The sequence below is a fragment of the Gammaproteobacteria bacterium (ex Lamellibrachia satsuma) genome, from assembly GCA_019623805.1.
Taxonomy (GTDB): domain Bacteria; phylum Pseudomonadota; class Gammaproteobacteria; order Chromatiales; family Chromatiaceae; genus QGON01.
Genome location: CP053680.1, coordinates 2,195,911 through 2,218,449 on the forward strand (window position 1 = coordinate 2,195,911; position 22,539 = coordinate 2,218,449).

The following is a 22,539-nucleotide window of genomic DNA, read 5'->3' on the forward strand; positions in this document are numbered from 1 at the left end:
GCGCCTGACTGCCCGTTAAGGTGCTTTCATGCTTGACCCGAAACTCATTGATGACTTGGCCGAACGGCTTGCCGGAAGCGTGCCGGGCGGTATCCAGATCCTGCAGGATGATCTGGAGAAGAACCTGCGTGCGACTCTGGAGGCCGGACTCGCCAAACTCGACCTGGTGACAAGGGAGGAGTTTGATGTGCAGAGCGCTGTGCTGCTCCGTACCAGAGAAAAACTCGATCGGCTGGAAGCCATCATCCGGGAGTTGGAGGCAAAACAGTCGCCAGGGGCGTAGGCCCGATCAAGCGTAGCGGATCGGGCATTTTTAGCATGGCCAGCCTGATAATGTGGTTGCCGGCTCCGCCAGGATGTAGGGTGTGCCGTGCGCACCATGATTGCAGCTTGTTTTGGTGCGCATGGCGCACCCCACACATCCTAATTTAATTAAACCGGTATGCCAGGGAAGGTATCCATGTCACTCGCAATCCTCTATTGCCGCGCCCGTGAGGGCATCAAGGCGCCGCTCGTCACCGTCGAGGTGCATCTCGCCAACGGTCTTCCCAGCCTCTCCATCGTAGGCCTGCCTGAACTGGCGGTCCGGGAGAGCAAGGATCGTGTGCGTGGGGCGCTGCTCAACAGCCATTTCGAGTTTCCGGCCCGACGTATCATTATCAATCTCGCCCCTGCTGATCTGCCCAAAGAGGGCGGGCGTTTCGATTTACCCATTGCGCTGGGGATCCTGGCAGCCTCGGGCCAGTTGCGACTGGAAGGGCTCGATAATTACGAGTTTGTCGGTGAATTGGCGCTTTCCGGGGCGCTAAGACCGATAAAAGGGGTGTTGCCGGTGGCGCTGGCCGCCAGAGATGCCGGGCGCAGCCTGATCCTGCCCCAGGAGAATATTGCTGAGGCGGCGTTGGTGCAGGGTGGGCAGGCACTCTCCGCAACCCACCTGCTGGAGGTCTGCGCTCATCTGGACGGGCGGGAGAAGATTCCGGACTGGGAGGCCGGTAATGAAACGCCAATAGTGGACAGCCTGCCTGACCTTGCGGATGTCCAGGGACAACACCAGGCTCGCCGTGCCTTGGAGATCGCAGCGGCAGGCGCCCATTCGCTGCTCTATCTCGGTCCTCCGGGAACCGGCAAATCGATGTTGGCGACCCGCCTGCCTGGCATCCTGCCGGAGATGACAGAGGTCGAGGCGCTGGAGAGTGCGGCCATTCGATCCGTGGCAGGCCGGACGCTGGAGGTGGCCCGGTGGCGGCAGCGCCCATTTCGCGCACCTCACCACACGGCATCTGCGGTGGCTCTGGTGGGTGGCGGAGGCAATCCCAAGCCGGGGGAGATCTCCCTGGCCCATCACGGTGTGCTCTTTCTGGATGAGCTGCCGGAGTTTGAGCGGCGGGTGCTGGAGGTGCTGCGGGAGCCGATGGAGACGGGGCAGATCACCATCTCGCGGGCCAGTCGCCAGGCGGAGTATCCTGCCCATTTCCAACTGATTGCGGCGATGAACCCCTGCCCCTGCGGCCATCTTGGCGATGGTACCAGCCGCTGTCGCTGCACCAGTGAACAGATCGCCCGTTACCGTGGGCGTATCTCCGGTCCTCTGCTCGACCGCATCGATATGCATGTGGAGGTTCCCCGGCAGGATATTCAACTGATCTCCCGACCGCAGTCGTCTGTGGCGGAATCGAGTGCCCAAGTGCGGTGCAGAGTGGCGGCGGCGCGGTTGCTGCAACAGGCGCGCCAAGGCAAACCCAATCGGGCGCTGGAGGGAGTGGATGTGGATCGCTTTGCACCGCCGGACGAGGCGGGGCGGCAGTTGTTGCAGCGCGCAATGGAGCGATTGGGGCTCTCCATGCGGGCCTACCACAGGATTTTGAAAGTGGCCCGCACCATCGCAGATCTGGAGGGTGAGGCGCAGATCCAGTCGGTTCACCTGAGCGAAGCGATTGGACTACGGCGTTTTGACCGGACCCTGCCTGGCACTACGCCGATCTAGCCTTATGGCAAGAGGGCAAAATGTAGGATGGGTTAGCGATAGCGTAACCCAACAAAACCAGGCGCGCTTTCCTCTGCACTGGTAAACTCCGCAGCCATGTTGCGCTTTGAAAAACTGAGTCTGCGTCGCGGTATCAAACTGTTGTTTGAGAATGCTTCGTTTACGCTACACACTGGATGGAAAACCGGCATCACGGGTGGTAACGGCACGGGTAAATCGAGCCTGTTCAGCCTGATCCTGGGTCAACTGCAGGCGGATGAGGGTGAATTGCATCTGCCGCCCAAGCTTGAGATCGCGCACGTTGCCCAGGAGACACCCTCTTTGGCACGGCCTGCCATCGAATATGTCATCGACGGAGACAGTGAGCTGCGCAAATGCGAGCAGGCATTGGCAGAGGCCGAATCAGCAGGCGATGGTGGCGCCCAGGCCCGGCTGCATGAACTGCTGCATACGATAGGCGGATATACCGCCCGCAGCCGCGCCGGTCAGTTGATGCACGGACTCGGTTTCACCGCTGTCGAGGAGGAGCGGCCGGTCAACAGCTTCTCCGGTGGATGGCGGATGCGTCTCAATCTGGCGCAGGCGTTGATGTGCCGCTCGGATCTGCTGCTGCTGGACGAGCCGACCAACCACCTGGATCTGGATGCAGTGATCTGGTTGGAGGAGTGGCTGCGCAGCTATCCCGGCACCCTGCTGCTGATCTCCCATGACCGGGATTTTCTCGACCGGGTGGCGGATCACATCGCCCACATTGAACAGCAACGGGCAGAACTCTATACAGGCAACTACGCCACCTTTGAGCAGACCCGGGCCGCCCGGCTGGCAAACCAGCAGGTGGAGTACGAAAAGCAGCAGCGGGAGGTGGCGCATATCCGCAGTTATGTGGACCGGTTTCGGGCAAAAGCGACCAAGGCCCGCCAGGCCCAGAGTCGGCTGAAGGCACTGGAGCGGATGGAACTGATCGCGCCGGCCCATGTGGATTCACAGTTCCATTTCAGCTTTCTTGAGCCGGAGAAGAACCCGCATCCGCTGCTGCAGCTGGAGCAGGTGGATGGGGGTTATGATGAGTCGCCGGTATTCAGAAAGGCCACCGTGTTGATCGAGCCGGGCGACCGCGTAGGCCTGCTGGGCCCCAATGGGGCAGGTAAATCCACCTTGATCAAACTGCTAGCCGGATCACTCGAGCCGCTGGCCGGGCTCAGGCATCCGGCCCAGGATTTGCGCATCGGCTATTTTGCCCAGCACCAGATTGAACAGCTAGATCCTGAGGCGAGTCCACTGTTGCACCTGGAACGGCTCGACCCCCTGGCATCTGAGCAGCGTCTGCGGGATTTTGTTGGCGGTTTCGGTTTTCGCGGAGATCGCGCCAAGGAGAAGGTGGCGCCCTTTTCCGGCGGCGAGAAGGCGCGCCTGGTACTGGCATTGCTGGTCTATCAGCGCCCCAATCTGCTGCTGCTCGATGAGCCGACCAACCATCTCGATCTGGAGATGCGTCATGCCCTGGGTTCGGCGCTGCAGGAATTTGCCGGGGCGATGGTGATCGTCTCCCATGACCGCCACCTGCTGCGCATCACCACCGATCAGCTTTGGCTGGTGCATGCTGGACGGGTAGAGGAGTTTGCCGGTGATCTGGATGACTACCCGGCCTGGCTGGTGGAACAGCGACGCCAGACCAATGGCGGTGAAAATCAGTTGGCGGATGGCGAGCATACCGCCAAAACACGCCGGGACCGCAAGCGACAGGAGGCGGAGTTACGCAGGCAGCTAAAGCCCTTGCGCAACAGGCTGAAAAAACTCGAAACGGAGATGGAACGTTGTCAGCAACAACAACAGGATTTGGAAGAGATTCTGGCCGATACGGGACTCTATCAGGATGATCGTAAAGAGGAGATGCGCAGACGGCTGGCTGAGAAGGCGGCGATTGATGCGTTGTTATCAGACACCGAAGAGGCATGGCTGGAGGCAGGAGAGGCGCTCGAAACTGCGCAGTCTGAAATCGGCTGAATCTGCCGAGCGTAGGGTGCGCCGTGCGCACCATAGATTGCTAACGCTGCGCGCCATGGAGAGCGAAGCGAGGGCGCGTAGTCCCCGGAAGGCGTAGGCGCGGGCGTATGGCCGGAGTGGCGGAAGAACGAAGTTCTGCAGCCAGCGGAGGCCATATGCAAGCGCATCCGACACGCCGTCTAGCCATTTGAGGTAGTGCTGCGTAGCCAGCGCCGAGCGAAGCAATGGTGTGGCGAAGCGGCACGGACGCAGGGCGGCCGGGGCACAATAGGCTGTCGTGACAAGCGAGGGCGAAAGGGGGACTGGGATGTCCCGTTTCGCATCCTGAGCGTCGCGACACACTTGATAACTATTTTTTTCTGGTATCCTCGATATGAAAAGTCTGCTGTTTTCCCTGTTTCTGCTGCTTGTCGCTTACGTCGTCTGGCCTTATACGACGGTCTATCAGTTGGATCGGACGATGCAGGAGAGCGATCGTGAGGCCTTTGCCGGCCTGGTGGATATCCGCTCCATCCGCGAGCAGATTAAGCGCAAGATGAATAAAGACCTGGAGAGTGGCGTTGGGGACGTCTCCAATGAATTTGTCGACTGGCTGCAAAACGGTATCCAGACGCTTGGCAGCAATGCGGTGGAACATCTGGTCGATCTTGACTGGGCGGTATTGCAATTACGCGCCCACAATCCGGACAAGCGTAGAGGTGGTTTTCTGAAGCAGCTCGATTACGCTTTCTTCGATGGCCCGGACAGCCTGTTGCTTCGCATTGGCGATTTGGGCGACGATCCTGTGCACGCACGTCTCACTCTGGAGAATTGGAGCTGGCGGGTAACGGCGATCTATAACTAGCTGCGATGTATTTGTAGGAGCGGTGCCCTCGCCGCGATTTATCCATCTACGGAGTAATCGCGGCGGGGCGCCGCTCCCACAATTAAATAGACGCTCCAATGAGCGGAGACTGACTATTCTTTCCGGCAGTGCTGCAACTGATCCCGCACCTTATCCAGCCCCAGTTCACGCATCTTCTCTACGTTACGCTTTGGGATCTGCTCAGGACTGGGGTAGTGCTTTAGCGCACGGGCCATGGGCTCTTCACGGATCAGGTGGAACATGGGGAAGGGTGAACGATTGGTATAGTTGGCCGGATCGTCTGCCTCTGCTTCCTCGAAGCGGTAGTCTGGATGGAAGCTGGCCAGTTGCAGGACACCGCCAAGACCTGCTTCCGCTATGGCTTCATCGGCCGAATAGAGCAGCTCCAGGTAGTCGTCGAAGGCGTCCAGCCCCTCCGGCGCGATGAAGAGTCCGGTCTCGACTTCTGTCTCGGGCAGGTTTACCAGCGTATCCATCTCTGACAGCAGGGCGCGGTAGATCTCCTCGGGGGTTTGCCCAGCGCAGACGCTGAAGCGGATGAGCCCCGCCTGTAACGGCGCAGATGCAAAGGGGCAGAGGTTGAGTCCCACCACTACGTCACGAACCCAGTTTTCCGTGATGCGAATGACCGCTGTGCTATCCATCTGTTTTATCCAGAATCTCGACGGGCATGCCTGCTTCCAGAAATCCTGGCCCATTGTGCAGCAGGTTCTGGCCAAAGAAGACCTTGTTTCCCTGCCAGCGGTAACCTGCCAGTGTTTTTAGGGGTTCCGGCCCCCGTTGTCCCGTCTCCGTATCCACCGTGGTGATGGTGCAGCGGGAGCAGGGTTTGACCACCCGGCAATCGAGTTCGCCGATGCGGATCCGGTGCCAGTTGTCCTCGGCATAGGCGTTGCAGCCGCGGACGATTAGATTGGGCCGAAAGCGGGACATCGGCAGTTTCTGTTCGAGGCGTGCATTGAGGTCTTCCAGAGATGCCTCAGATATCAACAGCAGAGGAAAGCCATCGGAGAAGGCGGTGCGGTCCTGGGGTTCAGCATATTCCAGATCGACCGGGCGCTCCTCCCCGTCCGGGAAAAAGACCAGTCGACAGGGCTGTCCCAGCGCATCACTGAGCCAGGTGTCGGCCTTTGAGCCGCAGGGGATGGCCTGGCAGTGGTCGTGCCAGACCTCCACCTCTATCCGATTTGTCTCCAGGGGAGTGAGTGGCAGGTGCAGGTCGGGTTTTCCGTCGGTGGAGAGCGTCAATCCATCAGCAGTTAGGGTTTGCCGGATCAAGGCCATTTGCGGTAGTTCCCGCTGGCTCAGGAATTTTCCGGCAGCGTTTACCACCATCCAGCGCCTGTCGTGCCGGAGTCCAAAATGGTCGACTTCGCTCTGGTTCAATTCGATACCTGCCAGTGATTTGACCGGATAGATCATCAATCCTGAAAGGATTGTTTCGTTCACAGTTTTTATCACAAAGAACAAAATTCCTCTGTTTTTAACATTACCGCCCTTAATTACCGGCGGCAGCTGCCGCTAACCGGTTAGATCAACTATATCAAGGCGCACCGGCAAATTGCCAAATGGTCCGCTGCAATGAGGAAAACTCCATGGATATCGTGCCCTATCTAAAATTGATGGTGCAGAAAAATGCATCCGATCTCTTTTTCAGTACTGGTGCACCACCCAATCTCAAGGCCGAGGGTGAAACCCGCCCGGTTGGCTCGTCGGCGCTTCAACCGGGGCAGGTGCGCAAGCTGGCCTACGCAATCATGAGTGACGATCAGATCAAGGAGTTTGAAGCAACCTACGAATGTAACCTGGCAATCTCCATCAGCAAGCTGGGGAGATTTCGCGTCAACGTTTTCAAGCAGCGAGGCGATGCGGCGATGGTGATTCGCTACATCAAGGGTGTGATCCCGCCGGTGGAAAAACTTAATTTACCGCCTATTTTGAAGGATCTGATCATGGAGCCCCGTGGTTTGATCCTGGTGGTGGGCTCCACAGGATCGGGCAAGTCCACCACGCTGGCATCGATGATAGAGCATCGAAATCAGACCAGGACCGGTCATATACTCACCATCGAAGATCCCATAGAGTATCTCTACACCCATAAAAAGTCGGTGGTGGATCAGCGGGAGGTGGGGATCGATACCCTCTCCTACGAAAATGCCCTGAAGAATGCCATGCGTGAGGCGCCGGATGTCATCCTCATTGGCGAGATTCGGGATATGTACACCATGCAGCATGCCGTTGCCTATGCTGAAACCGGGCATCTGTGTCTTTCCACGCTGCATGCCAACAATGCCAACCAGGCACTGGACCGCATTATCAATTTCTTCCCCGATACTGCGCAGCGACAGCTCTATATGGATCTCTCCCTCAATCTCAGGGCGGTTATTTCACAGCGCTTGGTGAAAGGGAAAAATGGTCAACGGCTGCCTGCAGTGGAGATTCTGCTGTTGACCACCTATATCTCTGAATTGATCCAGAAAGGGGATATCCATGCCATCAAGGAGGTGATGGAGCAGGGTAATGAGCGTGGCATGCAGACCTTCGATCAGTCACTCTACAAACTCTACCAGGAAGGCAATATCACCCTGGAAGAGGCGTTGAGCCACGCCGATTCCCGAAATAATCTCTCGTTGAAGATCCGTTTGGCGGATACCGGTCATGTCGATGTGCCGGGGGCGATGGGGATGAGTGATGATGTTTTCTGATGGGTAACAATAATAACGGGGCACTGTTTTCACTACGAAGCGTACGAAGTGCATGAATAAAACTTGCGGTTAATCAATCTCTTGTCTTCGTGCGATTCATGCTATTTGTGGTTGGATGTGGGTTTCCGGGGACACTAACTAGCATTGAACAGCCCTACAACGGCATAATGGGGGTTTTTCCCTATTAGAATCGGGTGAGCCAGATCCATGACTGCCAAGAGAAGCGAGCAGCAAGCTACTAAGAATAAATGCGATCCAGAAAATAGAAAACTGGTTGAATTGCCTCCGTTGGGAATGGATCAAGCATCGATCTCCGACGATTTCAGGCGCTATTTCGCCCATACTCTGGGGCGCGACGATCACTGCACATCAAGCCACTATCCCTACAAGGCGCTGGCCTTTGCCATGCGCGACCGCCTCATCGAGCGCTGGAAAAACACGCGTCGTGTCTATGAGGATACCGACTGCAGGCGTACTTTCTATCTCTCCCTGGAGTTTCTTATGGGACGGGCTCTGAGCAATACCATGCTCAATCTGGGGATCGCAGATGAAGTCAGTGCAGCAATCTACGACCTGGGCCTGACACTCGAGGATATTCGGGAGAGTGAGCCGGATGCCGGTCTCGGCAACGGTGGTTTGGGTCGTTTGGCGGCCTGTTTCCTCGACAGCTGTGCCACCCTGCAGCTGCCGGTGCGAGGTTATGGCCTCCGTTATGAATACGGCATGTTTCGTCAGCATATCTCCAACGGGCAGCAGGTTGAGGACCCGGACCACTGGCTGCGGGACGGCAACCCCTGGGAGCTGGAACGTCCCGAGTATTTTCAACGGGTCCAGTTCGGTGGGCGTACGGAGCATCATACGGATGCGAATGGCCACGTACGGGTCAGCTGGGTCGATACCCATGATGTGCTGGCGGTGCCCTACGACATCCCGATACCCGGTTTTCGCAATGGTACGGTCAATACCCTGCGCCTCTGGAAGTCGGCGGCCACCGATGAGTTCGACCTGGAGGAGTTTAATGCCGGAGGTTACACGGAAGCCGTGGCGGCTAAGAACTCTGCCGAAAACATCACCATGGTGCTCTATCCCAACGATGCGAGCGAAAATGGCAAGGAGTTGCGTCTGCGACAGCAGTATTTCCTCGCCTCGGCGAGCATCAAGGACGTGATGCGGGAGTGGCGTGAGAGCCATGAGGATCTCTCCAGCTTTGCCGAGAAGAACTGTTTCCAGCTCAACGACACCCATCCCAGTGTCTCGGTTGCCGAATTGATGCGTCAGTTGATGGACGAACACGGGATGCTGTGGGATGAGGCCTGGACGATTGTCTCGTCCACCATGGCCTATACCAACCACACTTTGTTGCCGGAGGCTCTTGAGCGGTGGCCGGTGCGGCTCTTCGAACAGCTTTTGCCCCGGCTTCTGGAGATCATCTACGAGATCAACGCCCGTTTTCTTACCCAGGTGGCCCAGCACTGGCCCGGGGATACCGACCGTCTGCGCCGTATGTCGATCATCGAGGAGGGTCATGAGCCGATGGTGCGCATGGCCTATCTGGCGCTGGTTGGAAGTTTTTCGGTGAATGGCGTGGCCGCACTCCATACGCAATTGTTGAAAGAGGGGCTGTTTCTTGATTTCTATGAAATGTGGCCTGAGCGTTTCAATAACAAGACCAACGGTGTGACCCCCCGCCGCTGGCTGGCGGCCTGTAATCCAGGTCTGCGCGATCTGATCGATGAAACCATCGGTAATGGCTGGATCGCTCACCTGCCAAACCTGGAGCAGTTGGCGGAAAAGGCCGAGAGTCGCACCTTTCGGCGTCTCTGGCGCAACATCAAGCAGGAGAACAAGGCGCGGCTGGCCAAGATGGTTAAGGCCGATTGCGATGTGGAGTTCAATACCGAAGCCATGTTCGACGTGCAGGTCAAGCGTATCCACGAATACAAGCGTCAGTTGCTCAATATTCTACATGTCATCCACCTCTACAATCGCATCAAGGCTGGCGATACGGAGAACTGGACCAATCGCTGTGTGTTGATCGGTGGCAAAGCCGCGCCCGGTTACCAAATGGCAAAATTGATCATCAAACTGGCCAGCAGTGTCGCTCGGGTGGTCAACAATGACCCGGATGTGGGTGATCGGCTGAAACTTGCGTTTCTGCCCAACTACCGGGTCTCGGCGATGGAGGTTATAGCGCCAGCTGCCGATCTGTCGGAGCAGATTTCGACTGCAGGTAAGGAGGCCTCGGGCACCGGCAACATGAAATTTATGATGAACGGCGCCGTGACCATCGGCACCCTGGATGGCGCCAATATCGAGATCCTCGAAGAGGTGGGTATCGATAATTTCTTCCTCTTCGGTCTTACCACCGTCGATGTGGAGGCGAAGCGGCGCCACTACGACCCCAATGCCATCATCGACAGGGATCCAGCATTTCTGGAGGTGATGAAGCTGTTGGAGAGCAGCTATTTCAATCAGTTCGAACTGGGACTCTTCGACACTATCATCGAGTCGATTCGCAGCCCCTATGATCCCTGGATGACGGCTGCGGATTTTCGTGGTTATATCGATGCTCAGGAGCAGGCGGCCCTGGCCTACCACGATCAGGATGAGTGGGTGCGCATGAGCATCATGAATACCGCGAAAAGCGGTCACTTCTCCACCGACAGGACCATGGAAGAGTACAACCGGGATATCTGGCGGCTGGAGCCCGTGACGGCGCCGCCGGTTGCCCCGGCTTAACCGTGGCCGAAGGCAAGCTGAATTGTTGGGTCTATCGCAGCCCTCGTAACGAGCAGATGTACCTCTATCTAAGGGAGGAAGAGTGCTTCGAGCTGGTTCCTGCGCCACTGCTGGAGCGTTTCGGCACGCCAGCACTGGTGATGGAGCTGGAGTTGCATGCTGGCCGAGTCCTGGCTCGGGAGGATGTGTCAAAGGTAATGGCAAACCTCTCCGAGTTGGGATTTCATCTGCAGATGCCGCCGGAGATCAAACCCAATCTCTATTTTGGTGAGTGACCCTGGGTGAGCCATAGGCCTGATCAAGCGTAGGGTGTGCCGCACGCACCATGATTGCTTGAGTTACTTATTTGCCAGGCACTGCACCAACTGGTTCGCAACCCTTCTCATCAGTTGGAAATAGGCATCCGGGCCGGCTGGCAGATCACTCCCCAATGGATCGAGTTCCGCATGGCGTGTAGCCGTGTCCTCAATGAGTGATTCCACCAGCCGGGGTTCAAATTGGGGTTCGGTGAAGATGCAGCCCACCCCGGTGTGGCGGATCTTCTGCTGGAGATCGCGAATATGCCGGGCGCCACTCAGGCGTTCAGGGTCGAGGATTACCGTGCCGACTGAATTGAGCCGGTAACGCGCTTCCAGATACCCGTAGGCGTCGTGAAAAGCGATGTAGGGGGTAGGACGCACAGGCGCCAGGCGGGACTCCAGCTCGTGATGTAGCCGGTCCAGACGCTGTTGTAGTGTCCGTGCATTCTCTTCATATGACCCGTGGTGTTTTGGGTCCAGCAGGCTGAGACGATCCGCAATCAGCTGTACGACCCGTTTTGCCAGCAGAGGATCGAGCCAGAGATGGGGGTCGCGCCCGGCATGATCTTCATGGTCGTGATTGTGGCTTGTTTTGTTTTCAATCTTGAGCAGATCCAGCAGCACGATATTGGGCCGTTCTGAAGCGGTCAGAATTCTTGGCAGAAAAGATTCCATTTCCGGCCCTATCCAGATGATCAGATCCGCTTGCTGGATGTTTCGCGCATCAGAAGGTTTAAGTGTGTAGCGGTGTGGTGACTGGCCGCCGGATAGCAGCAGTTGTGGATCCTCTACCCCCTGCATGATGCCCGCTACCAGCGAATGGATCGGTTTGATGCTCACCAGCACGGCAGCCTGGGTCCAGGAAGAGCAGCAAAATAGCAGCAAAAGGAGGAAGTGCAGGGAAAGTCTGGCGTGAGTCATTATCGTTTGCGGTTTGGCGGAGGGAGGTAATTGACCGGCTGGGGCGCTATATTATCACTCCTCGTTTATGGAGAGTGCGGAATTTGGACAGTGATTGAGTTGATGCCAAAGTTGGGAGCGGGAGTGGCACAGGAGATGATGGATGGCTGAGGGCGATCTGTTACTGGAGGCCGATAGTGTCTGCATGGCCTTTGGCAGCCGTGAGGTGCTGCGTCATGTGAGCCTGGTTCTGCATCGGGGTGAGATTCTTACCCTGATCGGCCCTAATGGCTCCGGCAAGAGTACCTTGGTGCGCCTGCTGCTGGGTCTGCTCACGCCAACCGCGGGTGCTCTGCGTCGTTCGGATGGACTCCGTATTGGTTATATGCCGCAGAAGCTGCAGGTTGATGAGGTTCTGCCTCTCACCGTAGCCCGTTTTCTGACCCTCACCGGTCGCTATGCGAGGGGGAAGGTGGCAGCGGTTCTGCGAGAGGTGGGTGCCGATCACGTGTCTGACCATTCCCTGCAGAGTGTGTCAGGAGGAGAGCTGCAGCGTGTCCTGCTGGCTCGGGCTTTGCTGCGGGAACCGGACCTGCTGGTGCTGGATGAGCCGGTGCAGGGTGTCGATGTCAATGGTCAGGTCGCGCTCTACAACTTGATCGGCCGCATTCGTGACCAGCGTGGCTGTGGAATACTGATGGTCTCCCATGATCTCCATCTGGTGATGGCTGCCACGGATCGTGTGCTCTGTCTCAACCATCATGTCTGTTGTTCGGGTACCCCCGAGGTGGTGACGCGTCACCCTGCCTATTTGGATCTCTTCGGCGGCGCAGCCTTCGCTGTCTATTCTCACCATCACGATCATGCACATGATCTGCATGGCAATGTGATCCCGGGGGACGAAGCACGTTGCGAAACAGGTGACACCGATGGATGAATTCCTGCTGCGTGCGTTGCTGGCCGGGCTGGGTGTCGCCTGTCTGGCTGGGCCACTGGGGGCTTTTGTGGTCTGGCGGCGCATGGCCTACTTCGGCGAGGCGATGTCCCATACGGCCCTGTTGGGGGTTGGGCTTGGGCTGTTGTTGGGCGTCAGCACCCAGCTGTCGGTAATGCTGGTGTCGGTGACGCTGGCGGTATTGCTGGTGGCGATGCAGCAGCAGCGGCAGCTGGCTAGCGACACCCTGCTGGGTATCTTTGCGCATACTGCACTCTCCCTGGGTCTGGTGCTGCTGGCCTTTATGGAAACGGTGCGTGTCGATCTCATGGGTTACTTGTTCGGGGATATCCTCGCGGTTTCCACTTTCGATCTCTACTGGATCTATGGCGGCGGTTTGCTGGTGCTGATCGTGCTGTCGCTGATCTGGCGCCCACTATTGGCTTTGACCGTGCATGAAGAGCTGGCTCGGGTCGAGGGTGTGCCGGTTACCCAGGTGCGCTTGCTGTTTATGATATTGATCGCCCTGGTGATTGCAGTGTCCATGAAGATTGTGGGTATTTTGCTGATTACTTCCATGATGATCATACCGCCTGCTGCGGCCCGGCGATTTGCTGTGGGACCAGAGCAGATGGCGCTGCTGGCGGCGGCTATCGGGGCTGTTTCTGTTGCTGCAGGACTCTGGGGGTCGTTGCAATGGGATACGCCGACCGGTCCTTCGATGGTGGTGGCTGCGGGATTGTTGTTTGTGCTGGTGCAGCTTACCGGCCTGTTTTTCCAGAGAAAATAAGCATTTACTAATCCTACTGTTTTGGTTGGTATTTCAATAAGCTAGCTCAATAAGCGGATTTTATGATGCCAGATTGAAAATTGTTTGGCGTATCGGGGAGGAAAACCGTATTGTTTACCGCCCTGATGACCGCGTGTGCGTGATTTTTGCCCGAAAAGGCTGGCCACGTGGGGGATCAAACCATCTTCAGTAGTCCAGTCTGCATTGCAGGTCTCGACCGCATAAGGATGGAGACTGGACTTAAAAAGTGCTTCTAAGCCGTGGCATTTTGCGGCGGCAGAAATCACTGCAGTGAAACCTAGGAGAAATAAAACCATGCCAACATTTGTGCGTACTGAGAAGTGCGATGGCTGCAAAGGCCAGGACAAGACCGCTTGCATGTACATCTGCCCACATGACCTGATGAAGCTGGATATGGACGGTTCTGAGACCGGCCATGCCATGAAGTCCTTCAACCAGGAACCTGAGCAGTGCTGGGAGTGCTACTCCTGCATCAAGATCTGCCCTCAGCAGGCAATCGAAGCGCGTCCCTACGCCGACATCGTACCCATGGGTGGCTCTGTACAGCCTCTGCGCGGTACCGATTCCATCATGTGGACCATCAAGTTCCGCAACGGCACCATGAAGCGTTTCAAGTTCCCGATCCGTACCACGCCTGAAGGTTCGATCGATCCCTATGGTGATAAGCCTGCTGCTGACTATGCGAAGATCGGCGACGTAGGCTTCTTCAACCATAATGAGCAGAATGGCTACCGCGCTGGCGATCCCAGCGAGCTGATCTGTAAATAAGTCGGATTCAGACAGAATCTACGGAACTTGAATTAACTGAGGTATTTAGAAATGGCTGAATTCGGTAATCCTGATGTCGTCGAAGAAGAGGTAGACATCCTCATCATCGGCGGTGGCATGGGTGCATGTGGCGCCGCTTATGAGCTTGGTCCCTGGGTCGAGGCTGCTGGTGCAGACATCAAGATCAAGTTGGTCGACAAGGCTGCTATGGATCGCTCCGGTGCTGTTGCGCAGGGTCTCTCTGCTATCAACACCTACATCGGTGCTGAGCAGGATCCTGCAGACTACGCCCGTATGGTCTCCAACGACCTGATGGGCATCACCCGCGACGATCTGGCGTATGACCTGGGTCGTCACGTTGATGAATCCGTACATCTGTTCGAAGAGTGGGGCCTGCCCATTTGGAAAACTGATGAGAACGGCGAGCGTTTCGACGGCTCCAAAGGCATGACCCCCCTGAAAGACGGTGGCAAGCCTGTACGTTCCGGTAAGTGGCAGATCATGATCAACGGCGAATCCTACAAGTGGATCGTTGCTGAGGCTGCCAAGAAAGCACTGGGCATGGACAACATTGAAGAGCGTATCTTCGTTGTCAAGCTGGTTAACGACAAGAACGACAAGAACCGCGTTGCCGGTGCTGTTGGTTTCTCTGTTCGTGAAGACAAGGTTGTAGTCTACAAGTTCAAGGCCTGCCTGCTGGTTGCCGGTGGTTGTGTGAACATCTTCCGTCCCCGTTCTGTGGGTGAGGGTCAGGGCCGTGCCTGGTACCCCGTATGGAACGCTGGTTCCACCTACACCATGGCTGCTGAGGCTGGTGCCGAGCTGACCCTGATGGAAAATCGCTTCGTACCTACCCGCTTCAAAGACGGTTACGGTCCTGTTGGCGCATGGTTCCTGCTGTTCAAATCACAGGCTACCAACGCCTTTGGTGAGACCTACATGACCCGCAACAAGGAGATGTTGAACGACTATCCTCCTTATGGTCAGGCCGCAGTTCCTGCTTCCTGCCTGCGTAACCACCTGATGCTCAAAGAGATGAAGGAAGGTCGCGGTCCCATCTGGATGGACACCGTTACCGCCCTTGCCAACCTGCGTGAGACTCTGTCTCCTCGTGAGGTTAAGCATCTGGAAGCCGAGGCATGGGAAGACTTCCTCGACATGTGTATCGGCCAGTGCGGTATCTGGGCTGGTGAGAACATCGAGCCAGAGAAGAAGAACTCTGAGCTGATGCCCACCGAACCCTACCTGCTGGGTTCTCACTCCGGTTGCTGCGGTATCTGGGTTTCTGGTCCTGATGATGTTGGCGCGCCGACTGAAGAAGGTCTGGGCGAAGGTATTCCCGAGCATCTGCCTTCCGGCTGGAACTGGGGCTACCGTGGTATGACCACCGTAACCGGTCTGTTTACAGCGGCTGACGGTGTTGGCGCTTCTGGTCACAAGTTCTCCTCCGGCTCTCACGCTGAAGGTCGCATGTGCGCCAAGTCCATGGTCAAGTTCGTCATGGACAACAAGGATTGGACGCCTGAGCTGGATACTTCGGTTGAACAGCTGGTTGAGGATATCTACCGTCCGGTTCGTAACTTCCTTGAGTTCAAGGATTACAGCACCGCGATCGATGTTAACCCCAACTACATCACTCCCAAGATGCTGCAGTTCCGTCTGCAGAAGCTAATGGATGAGTATGTTGCCGGTGTTGCTACCTACTACACCACCAACGCCAACATGCTGGAAGTTGCCGAAGGCAAGCTGAACGACCTCAAAGAGGACGCTCTGAGAATGCGCGCCAAAGATCTCCACGAGCTGCTTCGTGCTTGGGAGAACTATCACCGCATCCTGACTGCTGAAGCTCACATGAAGCACATTCAGTTCCGCCAGGAGTCCCGTTACCCGGGCTTCTACTACCGCGCCGACAAGAACTTTGTTGACGAGGAGAACTGGCACTGCTTCGTGAACTCCGTCTACAACAAAGAAACCAAAGAGTGGACCTGCTTCAAGCGCGCCCACGTTGATCTGGTCGACAAGTCCAAGCTGTTCAAGTAAGTCTTACTTGATAGCCTGATGGCGTGAAAAGTCCGGGTGTCGCAAGGCATCCGGACTTTTTTGTCTTAAGCTAGTCTGCAAATGAAAGGTGGTAATCCTGCCAAGATGCTTTTTAGCCCTGGAATTGTAGGGTAATCGCTATTCATTTGCGGATTAAAATAATCCGATAGTCAATCAATATAGTCTGGCTGATTAGTGTTCGGCAGGCGCCTTTGCCGAATAGATCCAGCGGAGAGAAAAATGAGCGAAAAATTTGATATCCCTTTCAAAAGTGACCTGGTGCCAAATATTCTGGATCCGGATACTGAGATCCAGTTTCAGTGCTCCAAGGGCATATCCTGTTTCAACGAGTGCTGCCGTCGTGCTGATATTCAGTTGACGCCCTACGACATCCTTCGTCTGAAGGATAATCTGGGGATCAGTGGAACCGAGTTATTGAAGAAACACACGGTGCCGTTCGAGATGGATAAAGATGGCATACCCGGTGTTAAGCTGCGCACCGATGATGAGGGTGCCTGCCTTTTTGTCACCGATGAGGGGTGCAGTGTCTATGCTGACCGCCCCACCGCCTGCCGTTACTATCCGCTTGGCCATATGGCAATGCATGAGGCGGGAGCGACTGAGGATGAAACCCGGTACTTCATGATCAAAGAAGATCACTGTATGGGGCATAACGAGGATCGAAAGATCTCTATCGATGCCTACCGGCGTGAGCAGGGTGTGGAACAATACGACCAGATCAACCGTGAGTGGTTGCAGTTGATGCTGAAAAAGCGTTCGGCGGGTCCCAGTATCGGTCGCCCTTCGGACACCAGTCTGCAGTTTTTCTTCATGTGTTCCTACGATGTCGATCGGCTGCGCCGCTATGTACTGAATGACTCTTTCCGGGCTACCTACGACCTTGAGGATACTTTCTACGAGACTGTCGAGAAAGAGGACGTTGCCTTAATGCTGTTTGGTGCACGTCTGCTCAAACAGGTACTGTTTGGCGACAAAACCATCCCGGAGAAAGACGGTGCATATGAGAAGCGCATGGAAGAGCGGGAGGAGATCCTGAAGATGCGCCAGGAGGCCGAGGCGGAGATTCATCGCCAGAGGGAAGCAGAGAAGATGAAAGACGCGATCTCCTGATTAATCCATGAATCCAAAAAAGCCGCACTGATGTGCGGCTTTTTTGTTTCTAGGAAGCTGCGATCTGGTCTGTCCTTGCAGACATGATGAAATCGTTGCGGTGCAGCCCTTTGATTTTGTGCGACCACCAGGTCACGGTCACTTTGCCCCACTCTGTCAGCAGTGCAGGGTGATGCCCTTCGGACTCCGCCAGTTCACCGACCCGGTTCGTGAAGGCGACTGCATCAACAAAGTTATTGAAGGAAAAAGATTTTTCCAGCTGCATGATGCCGTCTCTGACCTCTATATTCCAATCCGGAATCTTTTTAATCAAACTGGCGAGTTCATCATCTGAAACCCTGGGTGCATCTGCCCTGCAGGCTTCGCAGTGGACGCTTGTCAGTTCATTCGTGGACATTTTTTATCGATCCTCTAATCTTGAGACTTCTCAGGATGCGAATTATTCGATAGTTCTTGGAAGATAAATACTGTTATTGTTTATGGAATAGTCGAATTCAGATGGTAATCGATATGGCACGCAAACATGCGCTCATTGTTGATGACTCCCAAACGGCCAGAGAGGTGCTTGCGAAACGCCTGTCTGGCTACGATATCGAGGTCGATACCGTAGAATCAGCCGGTGACGCCATAGACTATCTCAGCGAGCATATCCCGGACGCAGTTTTCCTGGATTATGAGATGCCTGGTATGGATGGCTTTCAGGCCTTGAAAGCGATCAAGTCGAATCCCAATACGGCAGCGATCCCAGTGATGATGTATACCTCCAGAGCAGGAGGGTTGGCGATTGGCCAGGCGCGGGCACTAGGTGCGCTGGGGGTCCTGCCGAAGGAGTTGGAGACGCAGGACCTCGACGAAGTCATTCGTGTGCTTCATCTCAATCCTGGTCAGGATTCACTGGTCGCGCGATATACACACGCAGTCGTGGGGGCAGGGAATGGCAGTGATGAAGTCAGTGCTGACGCAGAATATATCGATCGATTTCAGGACCTGGTTGAACAGGCGGAGCAATCGCTGAAACAGGGGAGTAGCCGCAAACAGATGGCGTTGCTGCTGGCGCAACAGCATAAGCTGCTTTCAAAGAGCATGGATGAAAGTGCGTCAAGGTCCTTGCGTTCCATCGAGCAGCAATTTTCCGAGGTGAATGAACGTCTGAATGATGCCCAGCGATCGATTGATGCGAGCCTTCCCAAAAAGCGGGGTATCCCAAAGGGGTTGCTGGTGGTGTTCGTCGCCTGTATGGCGATCTCGGCAACGGTATGGTTCTGGAATAACAGCATCGATAGGACACAGAGGGATGTGGCGGAAAATTTGCTGCTGCTGGAGTCAGGGCGTGACAGGCTGACAGAGAAAGTCACCCAAGTGGATGTGCTGATACAGCAGCAGCAAACAGCGATTGAGACGCTGAAAAGCAGCTTGGAGGATTTAGGTAAACAGGTTGGAACAGAAGCGGTACCGTTGCTTGAGTGGGCGGTTAACCGTGATTCGCGTTTCCCCTATGGCGAAGGGCCGTTTAGTGATAAGCGGGTCATCTGGCTGTCCCAGATCATCGACCATCTGGCTGCAGCAGGTTTTACCGGGACCGTTAGGTTGACGGCCAACTATGGTAATTATTGTCTGAGCAGAAACGATCAGAGTCGCTTTGTGCCTGCTTCCGTAGAGACGGCATTTGCAGACTGTGTGTTCGCCCGTGATCTGGCAGAAACCGAGGGAAAAAAGCAGGCGGTTCCAACGATCGGTTTTTCCAACTATCTGAATAATGCCCCTTCATTGATCAATGGAGATATATTCATCGAGTTGGAGGCGTCGGGTTTTGACGCGACGAAGGCGCCCTACCCTGAGCCCTATGCAGTGCAGGAAGTCGGTGTCTGGAACCAGGTTGCCAGCCAGAACCAACGTATCGATATCAAACTGTTTGTGGCAGAGTGATGCCTGAGGAAACTGCCGGTTCCGCTACGCTTGAGCCGACCTGCTACGGCATCTTCGGTGGCATGGCTGGCGGTATCTCATATTTGTAGACGCCCAGATCGGTGAAGTGGCCTCGCATGTCGATAACAATTTTTGTTTGGTGAGGCTTGCCCTCACGGGCACGGACTGCATCGAAGAAGCTTTTGCGCATCCGGGCGCCAGCGCGGGTGTCGGGGTCGATACTGAAGACGATATGTATGGGTTCGCCGGGACGATTCAGGGGGTGGGCGAGGGCATGAACACGGTCATGGTGAACCGTGTAGACGATAACCTCCATCTTTTCGTGCAGATAGGGCAGGCGGATGGAGAAACCGGCCCCCAGCGCAATGTAAGCGATAATGAGAAACACACAGGCTCCCAGCAGAAAAGAGGCGAAGCTGCGCTTGCTTGCTATGACAGCCAAGCTTCCCCAGATGGCGAAAACAGCCAGCAGCAGATATTTCAGCGTTAGCGGGTCGGTGAGCATCTATTTGCTCTTTGTCTGGCTCTGCTTCAGTGTGCTGTGAAAAATATCAAATGGCTCAAATGATCTGCTCTCCGGGACCAGTTTTTTATCTTCCATGGTGAAGGTCACGATGCCCTTCTCCTGTCCAGGGTAGTCCAGCGTCATCACATCCTCGTATATCGGGATCATAAGCTTTCCCTGGCGGTGCCGGATGGAGATGCGCACATCCACCGGCGTTTCGCCTTGGTCGTTGTCGGTGTAGTAGACGATGGAGAAGCGATAGCGGCCATCGGGGATTCCGCGGGAGAAGGAAAATTCGTAGTTCAGGCCGGAATAGTCCACGTCGCGGCCGAGATCATCCCGTACCAGATTGAATATCTTGCCGAAGGGCATGGAGTAACCGACCCTCTCTTCGCCTGGTGCATCGGTCCACAGGTCGATATCTGCAGGACTGTCAGAGGCCCAGCTGATCTCGGCGATCATATCCCCTGCTGCCTTCTCTATCTCGGTCTGAACGGTCTCCTGCTTGACTTCGATGAGCGGAATCAATAATACCACCAGGGTAAGCATCAGGAGCGCCAGCAGCATCAGCAGGTCACGAAAAACGATGGACATGCTGTCTTCGCGCTGGCGGGTCATGGCTTAGTCCCTCTCTGAGGCAACCGCATGTGTGTCGGATCCGGCAGTTCTTTGGCCATACAGCATCTTGCGAACCTTGTTCATTGCCTCCATCGTCATGGCCGCAGACAAACCGATCATGGTGGTATCGATAGCGAATGAGACGGTTTTCAGGAATCGCCCGATCTCGGCCGACAAGGTGGTCGGGTCATGCAGGGCGTCCACTTCAAGTCCGGCCAGCGCCATGGAAAACCCGAGAACCGTGCCTAACATGCCAAGCCCGGTCGTCAACCAGGACCAGAAGTGGTCATCGGCATCACGCCCGGCGAAGGCGAAGGATTCAACCAGCAAGAGGATGGCGAGAATGATACAAAAGAACCATAGGGTCAGGACATTGCCGAGAATGCGATCCAGGTAGCCTTGGGTATAAAGCGTGACGAGCAGCGCCACAAGCGAAAACAGAAGGGCCAGTTCGATGAGTTTTGCCCAGGGAGCGGGGCTCTTTGGAGTGACCATAAAGAGACGCCTGTGAGAAGGTGGCGTTCACTATAGCATGGAGTATAAATGTCCCTTCCTGATTACCCACAAGTAATCATGGTGCGCGTGGCGCCCCCTACCTTCTTGAAGTAATCTGAAAGATGGAGGTAGCCATCTGTGGGTGCGCCGTGCGCACCATGATTGCTTCGTTCAACCTTGTAATGGAGTGCGGAGTTTTGAGCATCAGTCAAAAAAAAGCCCGCCGAAGCGGGCTTTTCATCTGCCCCACAGAAGGGCACTGGAGAAGACCGGCTACTTGCTCGCGATCTCTTCCAGTTTTTTGGCCTTGATGATGTGGCCGTTCAGTGCGGCGTCTGTGGCATTACGGCCGAAGGCGACGCTCATCAGGGTGGAGTAGTAGACCACGGGCATGTCGAACTTTGTACCGTAGGTCTCGTTGATCTGGTCCTGATAGATCTCAACGTTAGCCTGGCAGAGCGGGCAGGGGGTGACGATCATGTCTGCACCGTTGTCATAGGCCGCCTCGATGATGCCGTGGATCATCTCCTGAGACTTTTCAGGCTCGGAAAATGCCAGGGCACCGCCGCAGCACTGCACCTTCTTCTCGAAGGTTGGAATCGAATCAGCGCCGACAGCCTCGACGATCTTGTCGAGATATTGCGGGTTTTCGAAAGACTCACCAGCGATACCGAAGGGACGGTTGGTCTGACAGCCGACGTAACCGGCGATCTTAAGACCTTCAAGAGGCTTTTTAACCTTATCCTTGATGGCGTCAAAACCGATGTCTTCGACCAGCACTTCCACCATGTGACGGACATTGACTTCGCCCTTGAAGCGCAGGCCACCCTCAGCCAGGGCGGTATTTGCGTCCTGCATCATCTTTTCGTCTTCGTTCAGACGCTCCTTGGCCTCGCGGGTATTGAGCCAGCAGGCGGCACAGGGAGAGACGATCTCCTGACCGGCATTGTGCTCTTCCGAGAGTGCAATGTTACGGGCAGAGAGGGTCAGACGAGGCAACTCACCGCCGCCGCCGTAACCGATGGAAGCGCCACAGCAGTTCCAGTCGGGGATCTCGTTCAGAGTAATATCCAGCTCCTCACACATGGTCTGCGCAGAGACGAGGTAGTTGGATGAGGTTGCTCCTTTCTGGGAGGAACAGCCCGGGTAGAATGAAAGTTCTATCTTAGCCATTTGGGTATGTCCTCACTCAGCTGAAGTCCTGGATGTTGCCATCCTCGATTTCCTGGGCCTTCTTGATGATCTTTGCAAGATCCCCAGGACTCTTGACGCCGTGACCACCCATGATTTCCATGGCGTTCATGCGTTTTGCCTTCATCATGTTCTGTCCCAGCTTCTGATTGGCCATGGCGTTCTTGACGCCTTGGGAGAAGCCGTCCTTGAAGTACATGGAGAGCCCCATCTTGAGCTCATTGACGCGACCCTTCTTCATCAGGTTATCCCAGAAGATCTGGCCGAACTCAGCGGTTGGCTGATTGTCAGGCATCAGGCCGAGGCGTTTCGAGTAGACCGCCAGGCCATGCATAATGTGGGTGATCGGCAGGCCACGTGGACAGCGTGCGATACAGTTGTAGCAGGAGGTACACATCCACATGGAGTCGGAACTCAGCACCTCCTCACGCTTGCCCGCACGGATCATCATGAAGATCTCTTGCGGCGGGTGATCCCAATGCTTGCCCAAAGGACATGAGCCTGCACACACACCACACTGCATGCACATCTTGACCCATTCGCCCTCTTCGACGTTCGCCTCAACTTCCTTCAGGAAGCTGTTGCGGTATTTTTGACTATTTGTGCTCATTGAAGGCTCCC

22 protein-coding genes are annotated in these 22,539 nt (G+C 55.8%); 13 read left to right on the forward strand and 9 right to left on the reverse strand.

Annotated features, from left to right (window positions below; all coding sequences use genetic code 11):
• Window positions 1–28: 28 nt before the first annotated feature.
• From HPY30_09490 to HPY30_09505, 4 genes are all read left to right on the forward strand, one after another.
• Complete coding sequence (locus HPY30_09490) at window positions 29–283, forward strand: accessory factor UbiK family protein (protein ID QYZ66203.1); 255 nt, start codon at window positions 29–31, stop codon at window positions 281–283.
• Window positions 284–460: 177 nt separating this feature from the next.
• The gene (locus HPY30_09495; GenBank protein QYZ66204.1) at window positions 461–1,987 is read left to right on the forward strand and encodes a YifB family Mg chelatase-like AAA ATPase; all 1,527 of its coding nucleotides are present in this window, start codon (window positions 461–463) and stop codon (window positions 1,985–1,987) included.
• Between the two features lie 96 nt (window positions 1,988–2,083).
• Entirely contained in the window at window positions 2,084–3,991 is a 1,908-nt protein-coding gene (locus HPY30_09500; GenBank protein QYZ66205.1) for an ATP-binding cassette domain-containing protein, read from the forward strand.
• Between the two features lie 373 nt (window positions 3,992–4,364).
• Window positions 4,365–4,835: a DUF2939 domain-containing protein gene (locus HPY30_09505; protein ID QYZ66206.1), complete on the forward strand. Its 471-nt coding sequence runs from the start codon at window positions 4,365–4,367 to the stop codon at window positions 4,833–4,835.
• A 113-nt stretch (window positions 4,836–4,948) separates the two neighbouring features.
• On the opposite strand, the gene HPY30_09510 is transcribed toward HPY30_09505, so the two are convergent.
• Together HPY30_09510 and HPY30_09515 are read right to left on the reverse strand one after the other, a co-directional pair.
• The gene (locus tag HPY30_09510; protein QYZ66207.1) at window positions 4,949–5,500 is read right to left on the reverse strand and encodes a DUF1415 domain-containing protein; all 552 of its coding nucleotides are present in this window, start codon (window positions 5,498–5,500) and stop codon (window positions 4,949–4,951) included.
• Window positions 5,493–6,305, reverse strand: coding sequence for an MOSC domain-containing protein (locus HPY30_09515; GenBank protein QYZ66208.1), 813 nt, complete (start codon window positions 6,303–6,305; stop codon window positions 5,493–5,495). Before HPY30_09515 ends, HPY30_09510 begins: the two co-directional genes overlap by 8 nt.
• A 146-nt stretch (window positions 6,306–6,451) precedes the next feature.
• Between HPY30_09515 and HPY30_09520 the strand changes: the two genes are divergently transcribed.
• From HPY30_09520 to HPY30_09530, 3 genes are all read left to right on the forward strand, one after another.
• The gene (locus tag HPY30_09520) at window positions 6,452–7,561 is read left to right on the forward strand and encodes a PilT/PilU family type 4a pilus ATPase (GenBank protein QYZ66209.1); all 1,110 of its coding nucleotides are present in this window, start codon (window positions 6,452–6,454) and stop codon (window positions 7,559–7,561) included.
• 207 nt (window positions 7,562–7,768) lie between these two features.
• Window positions 7,769–10,300, forward strand: a complete 2,532-nt coding sequence (locus tag HPY30_09525; protein QYZ66210.1) for a glycogen/starch/alpha-glucan phosphorylase — start codon at window positions 7,769–7,771, stop codon at window positions 10,298–10,300.
• Between the two features lie 2 nt (window positions 10,301–10,302).
• Window positions 10,303–10,575 (forward strand): YcgL domain-containing protein, encoded by a 273-nt coding sequence (locus tag HPY30_09530; protein QYZ66211.1) that lies wholly within the window; start codon window positions 10,303–10,305, stop codon window positions 10,573–10,575.
• Between the two features lie 63 nt (window positions 10,576–10,638).
• Here the strand turns inward: HPY30_09530 and HPY30_09535 are convergent, their stop codons facing one another.
• Complete coding sequence (locus HPY30_09535; protein ID QYZ66212.1) at window positions 10,639–11,520, reverse strand: zinc ABC transporter solute-binding protein; 882 nt, start codon at window positions 11,518–11,520, stop codon at window positions 10,639–10,641.
• Between the two features lie 142 nt (window positions 11,521–11,662).
• Between HPY30_09535 and znuC the strand changes: the two genes are divergently transcribed.
• The 5 genes from znuC (at window position 11,663) to HPY30_09560 (ending at window position 17,183) form a co-directional block, all read left to right on the forward strand.
• Window positions 11,663–12,436 (forward strand): zinc ABC transporter ATP-binding protein ZnuC, encoded by a 774-nt coding sequence (znuC, locus tag HPY30_09540; protein ID QYZ66213.1) that lies wholly within the window; start codon window positions 11,663–11,665, stop codon window positions 12,434–12,436.
• Window positions 12,429–13,223, forward strand: coding sequence for a zinc ABC transporter permease subunit ZnuB (gene znuB, locus HPY30_09545; GenBank protein QYZ66214.1), 795 nt, complete (start codon window positions 12,429–12,431; stop codon window positions 13,221–13,223). Before znuC ends, znuB begins: the two co-directional genes overlap by 8 nt.
• 315 nt (window positions 13,224–13,538) lie before the next feature.
• Window positions 13,539–14,012: an adenylyl-sulfate reductase subunit beta gene (aprB, locus tag HPY30_09550; protein ID QYZ66215.1), complete on the forward strand. Its 474-nt coding sequence runs from the start codon at window positions 13,539–13,541 to the stop codon at window positions 14,010–14,012.
• A gap of 51 nt (window positions 14,013–14,063) precedes the next feature.
• The gene (locus HPY30_09555) at window positions 14,064–16,052 is read left to right on the forward strand and encodes an adenylyl-sulfate reductase subunit alpha (GenBank protein QYZ66216.1); all 1,989 of its coding nucleotides are present in this window, start codon (window positions 14,064–14,066) and stop codon (window positions 16,050–16,052) included.
• Between the two features lie 240 nt (window positions 16,053–16,292).
• On the forward strand, window positions 16,293–17,183 hold the full coding sequence (locus HPY30_09560) for a YkgJ family cysteine cluster protein (protein ID QYZ66217.1): 891 nt from the start codon (window positions 16,293–16,295) through the stop codon (window positions 17,181–17,183).
• 49 nt (window positions 17,184–17,232) lie between these two features.
• Here the strand turns inward: HPY30_09560 and HPY30_09565 are convergent, their stop codons facing one another.
• Complete coding sequence (locus HPY30_09565) at window positions 17,233–17,580, reverse strand: 4a-hydroxytetrahydrobiopterin dehydratase (protein QYZ66218.1); 348 nt, start codon at window positions 17,578–17,580, stop codon at window positions 17,233–17,235.
• Window positions 17,581–17,693: 113 nt separating this feature from the next.
• Between HPY30_09565 and HPY30_09570 the strand changes: the two genes are divergently transcribed.
• Window positions 17,694–19,109 carry a response regulator gene (locus HPY30_09570; GenBank protein QYZ66219.1) on the forward strand — a complete coding sequence of 472 codons (1,416 nt, stop codon included), beginning with the start codon at window positions 17,694–17,696 and terminating at the stop codon, window positions 19,107–19,109.
• A gap of 43 nt (window positions 19,110–19,152) precedes the next feature.
• Here HPY30_09570 and HPY30_09575 read toward each other — a convergent pair whose 3' ends face one another.
• From HPY30_09575 to HPY30_09595, 5 genes are all read right to left on the reverse strand, one after another.
• Entirely contained in the window at window positions 19,153–19,614 is a 462-nt protein-coding gene (locus HPY30_09575; GenBank protein ID QYZ66220.1) for a hypothetical protein, read from the reverse strand.
• Window positions 19,615–20,232 carry a hypothetical protein gene (locus HPY30_09580; protein QYZ66221.1) on the reverse strand — a complete coding sequence of 206 codons (618 nt, stop codon included), beginning with the start codon at window positions 20,230–20,232 and terminating at the stop codon, window positions 19,615–19,617.
• A gap of 3 nt (window positions 20,233–20,235) precedes the next feature.
• A complete protein-coding gene (locus tag HPY30_09585) occupies window positions 20,236–20,727 on the reverse strand; it encodes a hypothetical protein (GenBank protein ID QYZ66222.1) in 492 nt (163 codons plus the stop codon).
• Between the two features lie 273 nt (window positions 20,728–21,000).
• Window positions 21,001–21,900, reverse strand: a complete 900-nt coding sequence (locus tag HPY30_09590) for a CoB--CoM heterodisulfide reductase iron-sulfur subunit B family protein (protein ID QYZ66223.1) — start codon at window positions 21,898–21,900, stop codon at window positions 21,001–21,003.
• 16 nt (window positions 21,901–21,916) lie between these two features.
• On the reverse strand, window positions 21,917–22,528 hold the full coding sequence (locus tag HPY30_09595; GenBank protein QYZ66224.1) for a 4Fe-4S dicluster domain-containing protein: 612 nt from the start codon (window positions 22,526–22,528) through the stop codon (window positions 21,917–21,919).
• Between the last annotated feature and the right edge of the window lie 11 nt (window positions 22,529–22,539).